This is a genomic window from Kitasatospora sp. NPDC059577 (genome assembly GCF_042735475.1).
In the GTDB taxonomy this organism is placed as follows: Bacteria; Actinomycetota; Actinomycetes; order Streptomycetales; family Streptomycetaceae; genus Kitasatospora.
On the sequence record NZ_JBHWBZ010000012.1, the window covers coordinates 1 to 18,111 of the forward strand.

Genomic DNA, 18,111 nt, shown 5'->3' on the forward strand with positions numbered 1-18,111 from the left:
AGACCGTCATCGCCGGGATCTGGGCCGAGGTCCTCGGCGTCGACCGGGTCGGCGTCCACGACAACTTCTTCGACCTCGGCGGACACTCCCTGCTGACCACCCGCGTGGTGGTCGACGCCCGGGCCCGGGGTTTCCGGCTGCTGCCCAAGGACATCGTGAAGTTCCCGACGGTCGCCGGTCTCAGTGCCGCCCTGCGGAGGCCCGAGCAGGCAGCGTCGGAGCGGGACCCGGTCGCACCCGAGATCGTGCGTCTGAACGGGCACGCCCCGGGCCGGCCCACCCTGTTCTGCGTGCACGAGATCGGTGGCGGTACCAGTGCCTACGCCCACCTGGCGCGCCGGCTCGTCGGGCGGGTGAACGTCCTCGGCGTCGATGTGCCGTCCGACGGGACGGCGCTGGGAGGCGACCTGCCGGCACAGTCCGCCCGGTACCTGGCGGCCATCCGCGCGGTGCAGCCCGAGGGGCCCTACCACCTGGCGGGCTGGTCGTTCGGTGGGCTGGTGGCCCTGGAGCTGGCCGGGCAGGCCAGGGCCGGGGGTCAGGAGGTCGGTCTGCTGGCCGTGATCGACTCGGTACTCCCAGAGGGTGAACTGCGCGAGCGGATCACCAGGGACGCCGACACCCTCGACGAACTCCTCGCCCAAGCCGATGACTTGCGCGCTGAGGGTCGGCCGAGCGGGATCTCGCCGGCCGCGGCGGACGTGCTTCGGAAGGCCGGGGTCACCGAGGACATTCTGCTGCTCGGCTTCGACGCGGTGATCTCCCACCTCGGGATCAGGACGTTCCAGCTCCGTCGGATGGCGGCGTTCGTGCCGCGCCGGGTCGATTGCGACCTCCGGCTGTACACCGCGACCGGCAATCAGTGGAAGCACTCCCTGGAACCCGTCTGGCGCCCGTTCGTCGCCCGCCTCGAATGGCGGGAGTTGGCGGGTGACCATTACTCGATCATGCGGAACCCGAGCATCGGGGACATCGCCGACGACATTCTCCGGCATCTGGAGGATCCGCAGGACTAGCGGACCTCCGGATTCGCCCGAGAATCCTGACCTCCCCCTTGAATGCTTCCCTCCCGGAATGCTTTCCCCCCGGAATATTTCCCCGGAATCCGTCCCGCCGAATTCGCCCCACCGAATCCGACCCGCCGACACGGGAGATCTCATGGAGTCCAAGAAAACCGACACCCTGTACGACGTGGGTGATCTGCCCCCGCTCGGGACCGTTCCGCGCAGCATGTACGCCTCGGTCATCCGCCCGGAGCGGTACGGCGACCCGGTCGACGCGTTCCGGACGGAGGTCGTCGACACCCCCGAGGTACCGCCGGGGTTCGTGCTGGTGGCGGTCATGGCCGCCGGGATCAACTACAACAACGTCTGGGCCGCGAAGGGCCGTCCGGTCGACGTGGTGGCGATGCGTCAGCGGCAGGGAAGTGCCGAGCCGTTCCACATCGGCGGCTCGGAGGGCTCCGGGATCGTCTGGCAGGTCGGTGCCGGCGTCCGCCGGGTGGAGGTGGGCGACGAGGTCGTGCTGTCGGGCTGCCGCTGGGACGAGGACGACCCGGACGTCCGGCTAGGCCTGGACCCCATGCTGGCGGCGTCGCAGCAGGTGTGGGGGTACGAGCTGAACTGGGGGTCGTTCGCCCAGTTCACGCTGGTGGCCGAGTTCCAGTGCCTGCCCAAGCCCGGTCGGCTCAACTGGGCCGAGGCGGCGGGGTACCTGCTGACCGGTGCGACGGCGTACCGGCAGCTGAACGGCTGGCCGCCGAACACCGTGCAGCCAGGCGACGGCGTGCTGATCTGGGGCGGTTCCGGCGGCCTCGGTTCGATGGCGATCTCGCTGACCCTGCAGATGGGCGGCAAACCGATCGCCGTCGTGTCCTCGCCGGAGAAGGCCAAGTACTGCCTGGACCTGGGCGCCGCCGGTGTCATCGACCGGACGAAATACCGTCACTGGGGGCGGGTGCCGGAGGCCGGTACCGCGGAGCACAAACCCTGGACGGCCGACCTGCGGGCTTTCGGCCGGGAGGTCTGGGAAATCCTTGGCAACAAGGTGTCTCCCAAGATAGTGTTCGAACACCCCGGCAGTGACACCATTCCCACATCGGTCTACGTCTGTGCTCCCGGCGGAATGATCGTGATTTGCGGTGCCACGTCCGGATTCACCGTGGACGTCGACCTCCGGTATCTGTGGATGCGGCAGAAGCGGCTCCAGGGCTCTCATTTCGCCAATCCGCGGGAATGCCACGCGGTGACCCGCCTGGTGGACATGGGCCTGCTCGATCCGCATTTGGGAAACACCTATGCGTTCGACCGGATCGGTGAGGCCCACCAGCACCTGATGGAAGGCGTGCAGGGGCCGGGCAACGTCGCCGCGCTCGTCGGCGCGACCGGCGACGCCGGCCTTCCGCACCGCTGAGCCCGGCCTTCCGCACTGCTGAGCGGCCCACCCGCGCTGCACCCAAGCTCCTCGCCCCAAGCCCTTCGACGGGAATCGACTGTGGAATCTCAGGTCTTCGCGCGCCCGCCCGCACCCACGGGCCTGGACGTCGTGGTCACCAGCCTGGCCTCCGACGCCCACACCTGGAACCTGGTCTACCTCCAGCTGCTCCTCGAGGAGTTGGGGCACCGGGTGACCAACCTCGGTGCTTGCGTGCCCGACGAGATGGTGGTCGAGGAGTGCCGCACCGTGCGTCCCGACCTGATCGTGATCTCGACGGTCAACGGGCACGGCGCCGTGGACGGCAAGCGCGTGGTGGGTCTGCTGCGGAGCTGCCCGGAACTGCGACGGACGCCCGTCGTGATCGGCGGCAAGCTCGGCATCGGCGGCGAACGGAGCGGCGGCGCCGACGAATTGCTGGCGGCGGGCTTCGACGCGGTGTTCGAGGACGGCGCGGGCATTGTCGGGTTCCGGGACTTCGTCCGGTCGCTGCCGACAGGGGTGGCGGGGTGAGCGGGCACGGCCTCGCCCGGCCGGCGGGCCCGGGCGGCGGTGACCGTCCGGCCGGGCCCCCGCCCCGGTCCTTCGGCGGCTTCGTCGGTGCGGCCCGGCGGGCCGGTCACCTGGTGGTCCAACCGAGGATGGGGATGAGCGACCCAGGGCTGATGCGGTCGGGACTGCGGGCCACCCGGCAGGCCGAGGCGGTCACCGTGGGCACGGTCACCCTGGACAGCTACACCCGCCTGGGCGCCCACGAACGTGCCCGCCGGGCGATGGCCGAAGGCGTCTCCCTCAACGGCTACCCCATCGTGGCCCACGGCACCGCCACCACCCTCGCCGTCACCGAGGGGATCGCCGGCCCCGACTTCCCGATCCAGGTCCGGCACGGCTCGCCCGCCCCGCACGACATCTTCGAAGCGCTGACGGCCGCCGGGATGACCGCCACCGAGGGCGGGCCGGTCTCCTACTGCCTGCCCTACAGCCGGGATCCGCTGGAGCGGTCCGTCGCGGAATGGGCCAGGTGCTGCGAGCTGTTCGCGCGCCTCGCGGAGCGCGGCGTCGAGCCGCACCTGGAGACCTTCGGCGGCTGCATGATGGGCCAACTGGCCCCGCCCGGGCTGCTGGTCGCGCTCTCCGTGCTGGAGGCGCTGTTCTTCCGCCAGCACGGTCTGCGCAGCGTCTCGCTCAGTTACGCGCAGCAGACCAACGCCGCTCAGGACGAGGAGGCCGTCGGCGCGCTGGCCCGGATCGCCGGCGAACTGCTGGGCGGGATGGACTGGCACATCGTCCTCTACACCTACATGGGGGTGTATCCGCGCACCTCGTACGGCGCGGAACTGCTCCTGGCGGAGGCTGCCCGCCTGGCGGTGCGGACCGGCGCCGCCCGGCTGATCGTCAAGACAGCCGCAGAGGCGCACCGGATCCCGACCGTCGAGGAGAACGTGGCGGCGCTGGAGGCCGCCGCCCGGGCCGCGGAGGGCGAGGCGACCGGACGTCCCCGCGCACCCGTCGAGGACACCGGCATCCTCGACGAGGCCCGGACCGTCATCGACGCCGTCCTGGCGCTCGACCGCTCGGTCGGCCGGGCGCTGGTCCGGGCGTTCGCCCTCGGCCTGCTGGACGTCCCGTACTGCCTGCACCCGGACAACGCCGGCCGCACGCGCAGTCTGCTGGATGCCGAGGGGCGGCTGCACTGGTGCGACCCCGGCGCGATGCCGGTCCGCGCCACGGCACGGGACCGCACCCGGCTCTCCTCCTCCGACCTGCTCAGCTCGCTCTCCTACGTCGAGCGCACGTTCGACGGACTCGCCCTGGCAAACGCAACGTCCCGTACGGCCGCTCAGCACGGTGCCCGGTACCCGGCCCTGACCGCTCCGGTTGACGTCGCCGATCCCACCCGACACGAGAAGGAACCGGTCCCATGACGCACGTTCCCGAGCCCACGCCCACCGGTCGACGGCTGCCGACTCCGGGGGGTCTGCGTGACCACCTCACCTCCGAGGTCACCCGGGCCGTCCTGGCCGTCCAGCGGCACGTGCTGGCCGTCGCCCGCGAACACCTCACCGGGGCGGGCTTCGTGGAGATGCTGCCGCCGGTCATCGGACCGGTCACCGACCCGGGAACCCGGGGTTCGAAGCAGGTGGACGTGGACTTCTACGGCCACCGCTACAAGCTCATGACCAGTGCGATCCTCTACAAGCAGGCGTCCCTGCTGACCGCCGGGAAGATATTCTTCATTGCTCCCAACGTACGGCTTGAGCCGCTGGAGACCACCGACACCAGCCGGCACCTCGCCGAGTTCCACCAGATCGACGTCGAGATGGCGGGCGCCTCGCGCGAGGAGATCACCGGCGTCCTGGAGGAGCTGGTCCGGCGGATCGTGAGCCGGGTGGTGAGCGATCTGCCCGCCGAGCTGAAGACCCTCGGCCGTGACACCGCCGCCTTCGAGCAGGTGGTCACCCGGAACTTCGCCCGGCTGACGCATGCCCAGGCCATAGACGAGCTGGCCGGGTTGGGACACACCCAGAACGCCGACGCGGAGATCGACTGGGCGGGCGAGGCCCTGCTCTCCCGCCACCTGGGGCGACCGGTCTTCGTCACCGACTACCCCAAGGGCTCGCGCGGCTTCTACGACCGCGAGAGCCCGACCGAGCCCGGCGTGCTGCGCAACTTCGACCTGCTGGCCCCGGAGGGGTACGGCGAGCTGTGCAGCGGCAGCGAGCGGGAGTACGACTACACCCGGATCGTCAGCCGGATCCGGGAGACCGGCGAGAACCCGGCCAAGTACGGGTGGTACCTGGACCTGCTGCGCGAGGGCGTGCCCGCGAGCGCCGGCTTCGGCATCGGCCTGGAGCGGCTCACCCGCTACCTCGCCGGGCTGGACGGCGTCTGGCAGGCGGCGGCGTTCCCGAAGCTGCCGGGGGTGGTGTCGCCATGACGTCGGTGCGCGCACGGGGATTCGCCGAGGACGCCGTCCGGGCCCGCGCCCGCGCGGGCGCGGCGGCGGCGTTCCCGGACCGGCAGGACTACGGCGAGGCCCTCTTCGGCTCGACCCCGGGTCCGGCTGCGGTCGGCAACGGCGACCCCCTGGACGCGCTGCGGCTGACCCCGCCGGTGTTCATGCCGCAACGGTTGGCGAAGTTGATCGAACTCGGCCGGGAACCGCTGCACAGCGACGTCGTCCTCGACACGGTGGTCGGCGGCCTGCGTTCCGCCCTGCCGCTCTACCTGTCCGCCTTCGGCTCGACCAGGGCCGCCGGCACCGGACAGGTGCTGAACGCCGGCCGGCAGGCCGGCCGGCTGGGCATCCCGATGGTGATCGGCGAGAACATCGTGCCGATGACGGGATACGGCCGGGGCGGCGAGCGGACCCGGCGTACCGTGCTCGACCGGCTCGCCGCCTACCAGGAGGAACTCCCCGACGGGCTGGGCGGCGTGGCGGTCCAGCAGAGCACGGAGGACGCCGACGCCGAGGTGTGGAACCTCGTCCACAGTGATCCGTCCGCGCAACCGCTGCTGGAGAGCGGACGGCTGGCCTTCGAACTCAAGGTCGGCCAGGGCGCCAAGCCGGGCCTCGGCGGGATGACTCTGCTGAACCGCGCCGCCGCGGCGCAGGTGGACGAGCAGTTCGCCCTGGACCCGGTATTCGGCCGAGACGCCGAGGAGGTCCTGCGCTGCGGCAGCGCCGGGACCTTCACGGAGGAGATCCTGCGCCAGCAGATCCGGCTGATGCGCAACAACTTCCCCCGCGTCAAGGTCTGGGTGAAGCTGCATCCCGGACGGGACGTCGCGCTGGCCGCGGCGACCGCCTGGCAAGCCGGGGCGGACGCGGTCACGGTCGACGGGGCCGAGGGCGGAACCGGCTGGGCGCCGGTCGCCGCGATCGACCAACTCGGGCTCCCCCTGGGCGAATGCCTGCGGCGGATCGGAAACCGGGACGCCTGTCTGCTCGCCTCCGGGCGACAGTGGGAGGGCGCCCGGGCCGTCAAGTGCCTGGCGCTCGGGGCCACCGCGGTCGGACTCGGGCGGGCCGCACTGCTCGCCGTGGACGAGGACCCGAAGGCGGGTCTGCTCAACCTCGTGGACTGTCTGGCGCTCGAACTTCGGTTGCTGATCAGCGCGTTGGGCAAGTACGAGCCCGCCTCCCTGGGGACCGAGGATCTTTGGACAGAGGATCTGCGGACCGGGGGTCTGGGTCCCGGGGATCTGCGGCCCGCACCAGCCTGGTCCACGGCAGTTGACTGACCGACTCTGGGGGAAAGCTCGATGACGCCACCATCTCCGACACAGGCGCAGGACCACCTGCGGTACTGGCGCGCGGCCCTCGCGGATCTGCCCGAGGAACTCGCGATACCCGCCGACCGGCCGCGTCCGGCCGTGCCGTCCCGCGGCGGCGGGGTGCATGAGGCCCGGATCGGGGCCGACTTGCACCAGCGGATGACCGCCTTCGCGCGGCAGCACCGGGTACAGGTGCTCCTGGTGGTCCACGCGGCGCTGGCGGGATTGCTCTCCAGGCTGGGAGCGGGCACCGACCTGCCTATCGGCACCCCCGTCCCCGGGCGGACCGGTGCCGGCGACGACGTTGCCGGAGGCGTCGTCAACCGGCTCGTCCTGCGCACCGACGTGTCGGGCGACCCGGACTTCCAGGAGCTCGTCCGCCGGGTCGGGGAGACCGACCGTGCCGCCCGCGCCCACCAGGACCTGCCCTTCGAACAGCTGGTGGCGGACCTCTGCCCGACCCACGCCGGGGACCGGCACCCGCTCTTCCAGATCATGCTGGCGGCGCGGGACGAGGCCACGGGCCGCGCCGGGCTCGTCGGCACGGTCGACGGGGCGGGAACGTCGGGCCGGACCGTGGCCGGCCCCGATCTGATCGTGGAACTGGCCGAGGGGCACGCCGCGGACGGCAGCGCGACCGGTGCCGAGGTCCTGCTGCGGTACGCCACCGCGCTCTTCGACCGGGAGTCGGCCGTCGCCCTGACGGAGCGCCTGGTCCGTTTCCTGGGCGCGGCGCTGGCCGACCCGCGGCGGCCGCTGAGCGGGTTGGACCTGCTGTCGGACGCCGAACGCCGCACCCTCCTGACCGACTGGAACGGCGCGTCGGCCGGGCCGCCCGGGGAACCCGGGGCGCAGGTGGTGCACGCGGTGTTCGAGCGGCGGGCGGCCGAGCGACCGGACGCCGTCGCCCTGGTCCTCGGCCTGGAGCGGCTCGGCTACCGCGAGCTGGACGAGCGGGCGAACCGGCTGGCCCACCACCTGGTCGCCATCGGACTGCGGCGTGGGGACACCGTCGGCGTGTACCTGGAGCGCGGCATCGAGCAGGTGGTCGCCGTCCTGGCGGTGCTCAAGGCCGGCGCCGCCTACACCATGCTCGACCCCGACCTGCCGGCCGGCCGGGTGGACGCACTGATCGCCCTCGCCTCCGCACGGGTCGTGGTGACCCGGAGCGAACTCGCCGGCCGGCTGCGCCGGCGCCCGGACACCGTGGTGTGCGTGGACACCGACGCGGCGACGACAGCCCGGCAACCCGCCCGAGGGCTCGGGCACCGCGCCGGTCCCGAGGACGCCGTGTGCGTGATGTTCACGTCGGGTTCGACGGGCGTGCCGAAGGGCGTGCTGACACCGCACCGCGCGATCGTCGGCACCATGCTGGGCCAGGACTTCGCGGACATGACGCCTTCGCGGGTGTGGCTGCAGTGTTCACCGGTGTCGTGGGACGCCTTCGCACTGGAGCTGTTCGGAGCGCTGCTCTCCGGCGGCGCGTGCGTCCTGCAGCCGGGACAGCGGCCCGAACCGGCGGCGATCGCCGCCCTCGTGCCGGAGCACGGCGTCACGACGCTGCACGTTTCGGCCAGCCTGCTGAACTTCCTCCTGGACGAGCATCCGGAGACCTTCACCGGCCTGCGGGAGGTGATGACCGGTGGGGAGGCGGCCTCGGTCCACCACGTGATGCGGCTGGTGAGGGATTTCCCCCGGATCAGCTTGGTCAACGGGTACTCGCCGGCCGAGTCGACGATCTTCACACTGACCCACCGCATCACCGCCGAAGACGGTTCCCGTCCCTCCGTCCCGGTCGGCAGGCCGCTGCGAGGCAAGGGCCTGTACGTGCTGGACGACGAACTCGCCCTCGCGGCTCCGGGCGTGGTGGGCGAGCTGTACATGTCCGGCGTCGGCCTCGCGCACGGCTACGTCGGCCAGTCGGGTCCGACCGCCGAGCGCTTCGTGGCGTGTCCCTTCGGCGCGCCCGGCGAGCGCATGTACCGCACCGGTGACCTGGTGCGGTGGCGTCACGACGGGGTGATGGAATACCTGGGGCGCGCCGACGAACAGGTGAAGATCCGCGGCTTCCGGATCGAACCGGGCGAGGTGCGGGCGGCGTTGGCGGAGCACCCGGCGCTGGCGCGGACGGCGGCCGTCGTGCGCGAGGACGTCCCCGGCGACAAGCGCCTGGTGGCGTACGTCGTGGCCAGGGCCGGCGGTGACGGCGTGGATCCGGCCGAGGTCCGGGCGTTCCTGTCCGACCGGCTGCCGCACCACCTGGTGCCCTCCGCCGTGGTCGTGGTGGACTCGCTCCCGATCACGGCGACCGGCAAGCTCGACCGCCGCGCGCTGCCGGCCCCCGGCCCCGCTCCACGCGCGGTCGGCCGGGAGCCGAGCAGCGAGGAGGAGAGGGTCCTCTGCGGCCTGGTCGGCGAGGTCCTCGAAGTCGACGGGGTCGGTCCCGACGACAACCTCTTCGACCTCGGTGGTCACTCCCTGCACGTCACGAAGCTGGTCAACCGGGTCCGCTCGGTCCTCGGGGCGGAGCTGACCATCAAGGCGGTCTTCGAAGCACCCACGGTCGCGGTCCTCGCCGGCCGGCTCACGGTGGTCCGTCAAGCCGGACCGGTGCTGCGCGCCCGGTCCAGGAAGGAAACGCGATGACGCCCGGTCCCGTACGTTCCGACGACTCTGCGGGCTCCGGCTCCGAGCCGCCGGCGATCCGCGTGGTCCGCCGCTTCTACCACCTGGTGGACACCGGGGATGTGCCCGGCCTGGCCGCGTTGTTCGCCCCCGACGCCCGGTACCGCCGCCCCGGCTACGAGACCATGACCGGTCCGGAGGGCCTGTCGGGCTTCTACGGCGGGAAACGGACGATCCGTTCCGGCCGGCACACCCTCACCACCCTGCTCACGGACGGTCACCAGGTCGGCGTCTTCGGCGAGTTCCACGGCGTGCTGAACGACGGCGAGCCGGTGGACCTGCGCTTCGCGGACGGCTTCTCGGTACGCCCCGACGGCCTGTTCTCCAGCCGCGACACCTACTTCTTCGCCCCCCTCGTCTGAGACCACAGCCCCAAGGAGTCACCCATGTCCGCCATCTCCGAACCCGGTGCCGCCCCGCGCAGCCGTGTCGTGGAGCATCCCGGCCACGGCGAGTCGTTCACCGAGCACATGATCAGCATGGAGTGGTCCGAGGCCGAGGGCTGGTCCGAGGCCCGGACGACCCCGCTGGAGGACCTGCGCATCCACCCGGGGATGCTCGGCCTCCACTACGGCCAGGTCGCGTACGAGGGGCTGAAGGCGCACCGGCGTGCCGACGGCTCGATGGGTGTCTGGCGCCCGTACGACCACGCGCGGCGCTTCCAGCGGTCCTGCCGCCGGCTGGCGATGCCCGAGCTGTCCGTGGAGACCTTCGTGGCGGCCGTCGACCGGCTGATCGACGCGGACCAGGGCAGCCTCTCCGACGACCCGGCACACAGCATCTACGTGCGGCCGATCATGTTCGCCACCGACACCTCGTTGATGCTGCGCGAGTCGCGGACCTACCGGTTCCTGGTGATGGCCTTCGTTGCCGGCGGCTTCTTCGGGGACGGTGTCGAGTCGGTCTCGGTCTTCGCCAGCCACACCTACAGCCGGGCGTTTCCCAGCGGCACCGGCGACGTCAAGGTGGCCGGCAACTACGCCCCCTCGTTCCTGGCCCAGCGGGAGGCGGAGGCGGCGGGCTGCCAGCAGGTCCTGTGGCTGGACGCGGCCGAGCGGCGTTACCTGGAGGAGATGGGCGGGATGAACATCTTCCTGGTCCGCGGCGGGGGAGACCGGGCTCAGGTGGTCACTCCCGCGCTGACCGGCACCCTGCTGCCCGGCGTCACCCGCGACAGCATCCTCACGCTGGCCGAGCGCCTGGGCCACGAGCCGGTGGAGGAGCGGATCTCCCTCGACCGGTGGCGCGCCGAATGCGAGGCGGGCGTGATGACCGAGGCGTTCGCCTGCGGGACCGCTGCCGTGGTCACCCCGGTCCACCGGGTCGTCGACCGCGGCAGCGAGTGGACCATCGGGAGCGGGAAGCCCGGCCCGGTGACGCTGGCCTTGCGCTCGGCACTGACCGACCTGCACCACGGGCTCGCCGCCGACCCGGACGGCTGGCTGCACTCGCCGGTCGACCACCGACGCCGGTGAAACAGCGGGCGGCCCGGTCCGGGTGATGCCCGTCCAGATCGTCGAACCGAGAACTTCCCCAAAGGAGTGAGCCCCCGATGTCCGCTGCGGGTCAGGCGGCCGATGCCGGCCGTGTCGTGCACAACGTCCTCGACAGGTACTTCCCCCAGATTCAGGCGGCCGCGCGCAAGGCGGACGCCGAACGCACCACTCCACCGCAGATACCTCTGCAACTCGCCTCCAAGCCAACAGCGTTCACCCGCTTCACCGAGGTCACCGACGTCGGCCTGACCCAGGTGCGGCCGCGGACCTACCTGCTCGACCTGATGCGCAACCCCGGCGCGCGGACCACGAAGACGGTCGCGTCACTGCTGATGATCGCCCGGGCCGCCGCCCACGTCCGCAGCACCGGCGAGCGGGTGCTGCTGGTCACCCCCACCTCCGGCAACAAGGGCACCGCCCTGCGGGACGCCGTCGCCCGCGCCTACGAGACCGGCCTCGCGACCCCCGACGAGCTGCGGATCGTCATGCTCGCCCCAGAGGAGTCGCGGACCAAGCTGCGCGATTGCCCGCTGACCGCCGATCCGGTGCTGCGGACGGCCAACCCGGTGGTCCTCGCCGACGTCGAGCAGGCGGCCGACGTGAAACTGCTCAGCAGCCAGGTCGTGGACGCGTACACCGACGAGATCCTCGACACCACCGGCTTCCGCATCTGGTACACCCTGGACCTCGACAACTACCGCATCGCGGACGCGGCGCGCGCCTTCGTCGAAGCCGAACTGCTGCCCCTCACCGAGCAGTCCGCGCCTCGCGTGCACGCCCACGCCGTCTCCAGCGCGTTCGGCCTGCTCGGCTACCACCTCGGGCACCGGCTGCTCGCCGAGGGCTCGACCGGCTTCCCTGTGCCCGCCCGGCACCCCGGCTTCTTCCTGATCCAGCAGCTCGCCACGGCCGACATGGTGACCAGCCTGCTCGGCACGAAGGTGCCCGACTACACCTACGACGACGACTCCGGCCTGTGGCGGCAGTCCACGGCCGCCGCGTTCCCCGCGGTCACGGACCACCCCGAGGAGGTGATCGACGCGACCTTCTACACCAAGGAGCCGCCGACCCGGGCGCAGGTCAACGCGATCGTCGCGCGCCACGGCGGCGGCGGTGTCGTGGTCTCCCGCCGAGAGTGCCTCGACCGGTACGACGAGGTGCGCTCGATCGCGGCCGAGGCCGGTATCACGATCGCCGCCGACCCGGCATCGATCCGGGAGTGGTCCCTGGTGAAGGCGCTCACAGGCGTACTCGTGGCGCGCGAACGCCGCCTGATCGCGCAGGACGTCGACGTGGTCGTGCACGCCTCCGGCTACTACAGCGACGAACTGCTCGCCCCGCTGCGCGACGAGCACATCACCCGCGTCCGGACCGCGTCCGACCTCGCCGAGGTCGTCCTCGCGGCCGCCCGCGCGTAGTCCCCGGCAGCGACCCCCCCCGAGAACCCTGACGAACCCGAAGGGCGACGGCGATGTTCCGCAGCATGCTCAGACCAGGGATCCACCGGGCCACCGTCACCCGGTGCGGTCCGAGGCACGCCGGCCACGGACCGGTCGACGGGGACACGGCGGCGGCCCGGTGATTCCACCGAAGTGGCGGTACGCCTGGAACAACAGCGCCGACCCGCGGATCCTCCGGGCCCACACCCTGGCGGACGCCGTCCTCGCCGCGCGGCCCCGGGTCACCTGGTCCCGGCCGGAGGGCGAAGGGCCGGTGCTGGCGTACGGCGGCCTTCCCCACGGCCTGACGCACGTCCTGCCCTTCCTCGAGCAGCGGCGCCGTACCGCGTCGCACCGCACCGGGCGGAGCACGTCCTGGCCCGACCTGCTGGCGGGTCGCGCCGCCCCGGGCGCCGACCTCCTCGCGGTCGGCATGCCGACCGACCGCGTCCCGGCCCGGCTGCCGCGCCACAGCCTGCTGCTGCCGTTCCGGGTGAGCCTGGCGGTGCCGGTGGGGCCCGACCGGCCGGACATCCTGGGCAGGGTCTCGCGCAAGGCCCGACAGCAGCACGTGCGCGAGCTCCGCTCCCACTGCCGCACGCTCGAAGTGGCCACCGGCGAGGAGGACTTCGCCGCCTTCTACGACGGCATGCACCGGCCGACCATGGTGGGCAGGCACGGTGACGCGGCCCGCTCGGAGGACCGGGAGAGCGCGCGGACCTGCCTCTTCCGACGAGGAGTGCTGTTCTTCCTGCGGGAGTCCGACCACCGGGTGGCGGGGATGCTGTGCCGCCTGGAGGGCCCGACCCTGGTGATCCGCCTGGCGGGCGTCGAGGGAGGCGCAGCCCGCGCGTACGACTCCGGCACCTACATGGCGATGTACGTGCTCATCCTGCAATGGGCGGCCGGGCACGGCCTGACCCGGGTGGACCTGTCGGGGTGCGAGCCGTTCCTGAGCAAGGGGATCTTCCAGTTCAAGCGCAAGCTGCACCCGGAAGTGTCCCTGCCGGCCAACCACTTCGCCGACAAGCGGCTCCTGCTCCGGGTCTGCCGGGACAGCCCGTCCGTCCGTGACTTCCTGACCGCCAACCCGGTGCTCGGCTTCGGCCGGGCCGGGGCGCTCGAAGCGGTCCACTTCCACGACGACGACCGCCCGCCCAGGCTCGACCTGCGCTGGAGCTGCCCCGGCGTCGAAGGGCAACGGCTCGTCCACTTCGACGACTTCTTCGCCGGCCCCGAAGGAACCACCGTCCCCGCCGCCCCGCCGCGGCGGGCACCCGTGGTCCACCCCGACCTTCCCTGACGATTGCACCAGGAGTGCGCATGTGCGGCATCGCCGGCTGGATCGACTTCTCCCGGGACCTCACCCTGGAACGCGAGACCGTGGAGGCCATGACCGGTACCCTCTACCGGCGGGGCCCCGACTCGGACGGGGTGTGGTGCGCTCCGCACGCCGCGCTCGGCCACCGGCGCCTGGCCGTCGTCGATCTGGAGGGCGGCAAGCAGCCCATGCTGGCCCGCCGCGGCGCGGCTCAGGCACCGGTGGTGCTCACCTACAGCGGTGAGGTGTACAACTTCCGTGAGCTCCGTGCCCAGTTGTCCGGGCGCGGGCACCGGTTCGAGACGGCCTCCGACACCGAGGTCGTGCTCCGTGCCTACCTGGAGTGGGGCGCCGCGTTCGTCGACCACCTGACCGGCATGTTCGCGTTCGCGATCTGGGACGCCGGCCGTGAGGAACTACTCCTCGTCCGCGACCGGCTCGGCGTCAAGCCCCTGTACTACCACGCCTACGACGGCGGCCTGCTGTTCGGCTCGGAGCCCAAGGCGGTCCTGGCAAATCCGCTGTTCACGGCGCGCACCAGCGAGGACAAGCTCCCCATCCTGTTCAACCCCCGGCTGTCCATGCCGTGGGAGACGCCGTTCACCGGCCTGCGCCAGTTGCAGCCGGGCCACCTGCTGCGCTTCGACCGGTCCGGAGCCCACGAGACGCCCTACTGGCGGCTGGTGAGCCAGGAGCACCACGACGACGCCGAGACCACAGTGGCCCGGGTCCGCGAGATCCTGGAGGACGTCGTCGTCCACCAGCTGGTCTCGGACGTACCGCTGTGCTCCCTGCTGTCCGGAGGCCTGGACTCGTCGGCCGTCACCGCCCTGGCCGCCGCCCACCAGCCGCCGGGACTGCGCTCCTTCTCCGTCGACTTCGAGGGCGCCGACGAGGACTTCCGCGCCACCGTCCTGCGCCCGGAACGCGACACCCCCTTCGCCCTGGCCGCCGCCGCCCACCTGGGCGTCGACCACACCGCGATCACACTCGACCCGCAGGACCTGGCCGGGGTCGTACCGGAGACGCTCCGCGCGCGCGACCTGCCCAGCCTGGGCCAGTTCGACGCCTCCATGTACCTGCTCTTCCGCGCGGTCCGGGAGCGGTCCACGGTCGCCCTGTCGGGGGAGGCCGCCGACGAGGTGTTCGGCGGCTACCCCTGGTTCTTCGACCGGGCCACCGTCTGGGGCGACACCTTCCCGTGGCTCGGCAACAGCCCCCGCCTCACGGACTGCCTGGCGCCCGACGTCCGGGCCCGGATCCGCCCGGACGACGACGAACGCGACCGCTACGCGACGCTCCGGGCCCGGGTGCCCCGACTGACCGGCGAGTCCGGCCTCCAGGCCCGGATGCGCGAAGTCCTCTACCTGAGCCTGCAGGGCCCCCTCCTCTACCTGCTCGACCGGAAGGACCGGATGAGCATGGCCCTGGGCCTGGAGGTACGGGTGCCCTACTGCGACCACACGCTCCTGGAGTACGTGTGGAACGTCCCCTGGAAGATGAAGGTCGCCGACGGCCGGGAGAAGAGCCTGCTGCGCGCCGCGGTCGCGGACCTGCTGCCGGCCGAGGTGCTCACACGCCGCAAGAGCGCCTACCCCGCCACCTTCGCGCCGGCCCACGCCCGGGCCGTACGGGCCGCGCTGGAGACGGTGTTGGACGGCGGCGGCTCCGGACTGGCCGACCTCCTGGACATACCCAGGGCGCGGGAACTCGCGGCCGGCCGCAGCGAGATGATGACCATGGCGGACAACCTGCACCTTTTGCTGCCGCTGATCGAGGTGGACCGGTGGATGCGGACGTACAACGTGTCGATGACCGCGTGACGGCGTGACGGCCCGGGTGTGCGACCGATCGAGGACGAATCGAGGACGAGGAGACGGCAATGGGCAGTGCCAGGAACGAACTCGACCGCCTGTCCGATGAGTTCTGGACGTGGCGGACCGCGGCCCAACCCGACTCCTACGACGACATCACCCGGGTGGAGCGACCGTCGGGCTGGCTGCCCGACTGGTCGCACGGCGCGGTCGTCGAACGGCGACGGGTCCTGGCCGAGTTCACCCGCCGCCACGGTGACCTCGACCTCTCGCCGGAGCCGGTCGCAGCCCGGGTCGACGCGGCCCTGCTGGGTTCCGCGCTGGCCCGGGCCCACTGGGAGCTGAACCTCCTGCGGGGCTGGCGACGCAATCCCTGCTTCTACCTCGACCAGGCACTGGTACCCGTCCACAACCTGCTGCTCCAGCCGCCGCCGTGGCCGGACACCCGGGGCCGGGACGTGATCGCCCTGCTGGGCCGGGTGCCCGAACTCCTGGAACAGGCGAGGGACAACCTCACCGGGCATGCGGCAGCCCCGTTCGCGCAGTACGCGCTGCGCCTGCTCGACACCGCGGACGAGGCGCTGGGCACGGCCATGACGGCGCTGGCCCCGTTCCTGGCTACCACCGCGCCGCAGGAGCTCGCCGCGGCCACGGCCGCTGCGCAGCAGGCCCTCGCCGACTACCGGAACTGGCTCCGGGAGCACCTGCCGGCCTTCGGCGCCCCGATCAGCCCCGGCCCGGCGGCCTTCCGCTACTTCCTGCACCGGGTGGCCCTGCTGCCGTACCCGGCGCAGCGGCTGCTGGACATGGGCCGCCAGGAGTACGCCCGCGCGGCCTCGGCCGAACTGGTGCTGCGCCGCCGTCACCGGGACGTCCCGGAGCCGGCGCTGTTCGCCGACTCCGCGCGGCAGGTCGCGCGGCAGCGCGTCGACGAGCAGGACGTCCGGGCCTTCCTGCGCGGCGCGGGCCTCGTCGACCTCCCCGACGGTCTGCGTCACTACCGCAACGCGCCGATGCCGCCCTACCTGGCGCCGTTGGCCTGGCTCAGCGTTCCGCACGACATCTCCTCGGTGCGGCGCCCCGACGACGACGCCGTGCGGTACATCAACGAACCCCGAGCGGACCTGCCCTACTTCCAGCGCGTGGAAGCCCATGACCCGCGCGCGGGAATCGTCCACGAGGGTGTGCACGCCTGGCAGGCGGCGCTGTCCTGGCGCCACCCCAACCCGCTGCGGCGCCACTACTACGACTCGGCGGCGAACGAGGGCATCGCATTCCACGCCGAGGAACTCGCCCTGCAGGCCGGACTGTTCGAGGACAGTCCGGCGGGCGCGCTGTTCGTGGTGAACGCGATGCGCCTGCGCGCCCTGCGGGTGGAGGTGGACGTCTCCCTCGCGGCCGGCGAGCTGTCCCTGGAGCAGGCCGCCGACCGGCTCGCCGAGCGGATTCCGCTGGATCCCGGCACGGCATGGGAGGAAGCGGCCTTCTTCGGTGGGAACCCGGGCCAAGGGCTGAGCTATCTGATCGGCAAGATCCAGATCGAGGGGCTCCTGACGGACTGTGCCCGGCGTGAGGGCGACGCCTTCGACCTCTCCGCCTTCCTCGGCCGGATGTGGTGTGAGGGCAACGTTCCGCTCGCGCTGCAACGCTGGGAACTCCTCGGCGACCGCAGCCACCTGGACGCCGCCCGGCGCCTGGGCGCTCAGTCGTCCCGCTGATCCGGGTCTCCGCCTCCAGCCCGAGGCTGAGATGAGCTGCCGGCCGAAAACTGCGGGAGCGCTTCGATCGCTATCCGCTCCAGCACCTTCATGTCCCGGCGAGCAGTCGGTGTGTCGTGCGGAAAGGGAATCACCAGATCCGTGGCACCCGCCTCCTCATACTGCTTCACGGCAGTGATGAAGGCCTCCGGCGATTCGAGGACCGATCGGTCCTGGCCGAGGAGTACGAGCCTGCGGAGACCCAGCGGATCGCGATTCTCCTCACGGCAGATCTGTGCCAGTCCGGTGATCTGGTGTCGTACCAGGGCGGGTTCGACGCTCTGTGCGATCAGCCCAGGTTTCGGGGAGTATCCGTTGGTCACCCAGATGTCGGCATGGCGGGCGGCAGTTCGCATTCCTTTCGGGCCGGTGGCTGCGACGGCGATCGGTATCCTGGAGCGCGCCTGGCCGCTGGGGTCGATACAGGTTCCGGCGGACCCGTAGTATCGCCCCTGGTAGTCGGTGCTCGCCGTGCGGAGCAGTCGGTCGGTCAGCTCGACGAATTCATGGAACCTTTCGGAGCGCTCGGCCGTCGACCACGGCTCATTGGCCAGGACTTGGGCGTCGACACCACCGGAGCCGGCGCCGAGGCCCACGATGAAACGTCCGTCCGAAAGGTCGTCGAGCGTCACGATCTCTTTGGCGAACGGCACGGGATGGCGGAAGTTGGGCGAGGACACCAGCGTACCCAGGCGGATGTTCCGGGTTGTTTCGGCGGCGGCCGCAAGTGTCGGCACGGCGGCGAACCAGGTCTGTCCGAGGCGTTCACGCCAGGCCACGTGGTCGTAGGTCCAGGCATGATGGAAGCCCAATTGGTCGGCCAGCTGCCAATGGTGTCGGGCAACCTTCCAACTCTCGGAGGGGAGGATTCGTACTCCGATGCGCATT

General features: G+C 71.7%; 14 protein-coding genes. 13 read left to right on the forward strand and 1 reads right to left on the reverse strand.

Annotated features, from left to right (window positions below; all coding sequences use genetic code 11):
- The 13 genes from ACFV0O_RS12925 to ACFV0O_RS12985 form a co-directional block, all read left to right on the forward strand.
- Nucleotides 1–1,016: alpha/beta fold hydrolase (locus ACFV0O_RS12925; protein ID WP_380340304.1), on the forward strand; the 1,016-nt coding region annotated here is incomplete at its 5' end.
- Between the two features lie 142 nt (nt 1,017–1,158).
- Nucleotides 1,159–2,412: a crotonyl-CoA carboxylase/reductase gene (gene ccrA / locus ACFV0O_RS12930; RefSeq protein WP_380340596.1), complete on the forward strand. Its 1,254-nt coding sequence runs from the start codon at nt 1,159–1,161 to the stop codon at nt 2,410–2,412.
- A gap of 81 nt (nt 2,413–2,493) precedes the next feature.
- A complete protein-coding gene (locus ACFV0O_RS12935) occupies nt 2,494–2,946 on the forward strand; it encodes a cobalamin B12-binding domain-containing protein (RefSeq protein ID WP_380340307.1) in 453 nt (150 codons plus the stop codon).
- On the forward strand, nt 2,943–4,358 hold the full coding sequence (locus ACFV0O_RS12940) for a methylaspartate mutase (RefSeq protein ID WP_380340310.1): 1,416 nt from the start codon (nt 2,943–2,945) through the stop codon (nt 4,356–4,358). The genes ACFV0O_RS12935 and ACFV0O_RS12940 overlap by 4 nt, the downstream gene beginning before the upstream one ends.
- Entirely contained in the window at nt 4,355–5,371 is a 1,017-nt protein-coding gene (locus ACFV0O_RS12945; protein ID WP_380340313.1) for an asparagine synthetase A, read from the forward strand. Before ACFV0O_RS12940 ends, ACFV0O_RS12945 begins: the two co-directional genes overlap by 4 nt.
- The gene (locus ACFV0O_RS12950; protein ID WP_380340315.1) at nt 5,368–6,678 is read left to right on the forward strand and encodes a glutamate synthase-related protein; all 1,311 of its coding nucleotides are present in this window, start codon (nt 5,368–5,370) and stop codon (nt 6,676–6,678) included. Before ACFV0O_RS12945 ends, ACFV0O_RS12950 begins: the two co-directional genes overlap by 4 nt.
- Before the next feature lie 21 nt (nt 6,679–6,699).
- Nucleotides 6,700–9,357, forward strand: coding sequence for an amino acid adenylation domain-containing protein (locus ACFV0O_RS12955; protein WP_380340318.1), 2,658 nt, complete (start codon nt 6,700–6,702; stop codon nt 9,355–9,357).
- The gene (locus tag ACFV0O_RS12960) at nt 9,354–9,758 is read left to right on the forward strand and encodes a nuclear transport factor 2 family protein (protein ID WP_380340321.1); all 405 of its coding nucleotides are present in this window, start codon (nt 9,354–9,356) and stop codon (nt 9,756–9,758) included. The genes ACFV0O_RS12955 and ACFV0O_RS12960 overlap by 4 nt, the downstream gene beginning before the upstream one ends.
- Nucleotides 9,759–9,782: 24 nt before the next feature.
- Complete coding sequence (locus ACFV0O_RS12965; RefSeq protein ID WP_380340324.1) at nt 9,783–10,871, forward strand: branched-chain amino acid aminotransferase; 1,089 nt, start codon at nt 9,783–9,785, stop codon at nt 10,869–10,871.
- Between the two features lie 77 nt (nt 10,872–10,948).
- Complete coding sequence (locus ACFV0O_RS12970) at nt 10,949–12,310, forward strand: DUF6002 family protein (RefSeq protein WP_380340327.1); 1,362 nt, start codon at nt 10,949–10,951, stop codon at nt 12,308–12,310.
- A gap of 160 nt (nt 12,311–12,470) precedes the next feature.
- Nucleotides 12,471–13,634 carry a hypothetical protein gene (locus ACFV0O_RS12975; protein WP_380340330.1) on the forward strand — a complete coding sequence of 388 codons (1,164 nt, stop codon included), beginning with the start codon at nt 12,471–12,473 and terminating at the stop codon, nt 13,632–13,634.
- Nucleotides 13,635–13,654: 20 nt separating this feature from the next.
- Nucleotides 13,655–15,475: an asparagine synthase (glutamine-hydrolyzing) gene (asnB, locus tag ACFV0O_RS12980; protein ID WP_380340333.1), complete on the forward strand. Its 1,821-nt coding sequence runs from the start codon at nt 13,655–13,657 to the stop codon at nt 15,473–15,475.
- A 59-nt stretch (nt 15,476–15,534) separates the two neighbouring features.
- Nucleotides 15,535–17,184: a DUF885 family protein gene (locus ACFV0O_RS12985; RefSeq protein WP_380340335.1), complete on the forward strand. Its 1,650-nt coding sequence runs from the start codon at nt 15,535–15,537 to the stop codon at nt 17,182–17,184.
- On the opposite strand, the gene ACFV0O_RS12990 is transcribed toward ACFV0O_RS12985, so the two are convergent.
- Nucleotides 17,169–18,110, reverse strand: a complete 942-nt coding sequence (locus ACFV0O_RS12990; protein WP_380340338.1) for an LLM class flavin-dependent oxidoreductase — start codon at nt 18,108–18,110, stop codon at nt 17,169–17,171. The two genes, ACFV0O_RS12985 and ACFV0O_RS12990, sit on opposite strands and share 16 nt — an antisense overlap.
- Nucleotide 18,111 lies beyond the last annotated feature (1 nt).

Excerpts from the sequence above, each read along its gene's own strand:
- ccrA (WP_380340596.1), top strand. The coding sequence starts at position 1,159 with ATGGAGTCCAAGAAAACCGACACCCTGTACGACGTGGGTGATCTGCCC.
- ACFV0O_RS12945 (WP_380340313.1), top strand. The coding sequence starts at position 4,355 with ATGACGCACGTTCCCGAGCCCACGCCCACCGGTCGACGGCTGCCGACT.
- ACFV0O_RS12950 (WP_380340315.1), top strand. The coding sequence starts at position 5,368 with ATGACGTCGGTGCGCGCACGGGGATTCGCCGAGGACGCCGTCCGGGCC.
- ACFV0O_RS12955 (WP_380340318.1), top strand. The coding sequence starts at position 6,700 with ATGACGCCACCATCTCCGACACAGGCGCAGGACCACCTGCGGTACTGG.
- ACFV0O_RS12960 (WP_380340321.1), top strand. The coding sequence starts at position 9,354 with ATGACGCCCGGTCCCGTACGTTCCGACGACTCTGCGGGCTCCGGCTCC.
- ACFV0O_RS12965 (WP_380340324.1), top strand. The coding sequence starts at position 9,783 with ATGTCCGCCATCTCCGAACCCGGTGCCGCCCCGCGCAGCCGTGTCGTG.
- ACFV0O_RS12970 (WP_380340327.1), top strand. The coding sequence starts at position 10,949 with ATGTCCGCTGCGGGTCAGGCGGCCGATGCCGGCCGTGTCGTGCACAAC.
- asnB (WP_380340333.1), top strand. The coding sequence starts at position 13,655 with ATGTGCGGCATCGCCGGCTGGATCGACTTCTCCCGGGACCTCACCCTG.
- ACFV0O_RS12985 (WP_380340335.1), top strand. The coding sequence starts at position 15,535 with ATGGGCAGTGCCAGGAACGAACTCGACCGCCTGTCCGATGAGTTCTGG.
- ACFV0O_RS12990 (WP_380340338.1), bottom strand. The coding sequence starts at position 18,110 with ATGCGCATCGGAGTACGAATCCTCCCCTCCGAGAGTTGGAAGGTTGCC.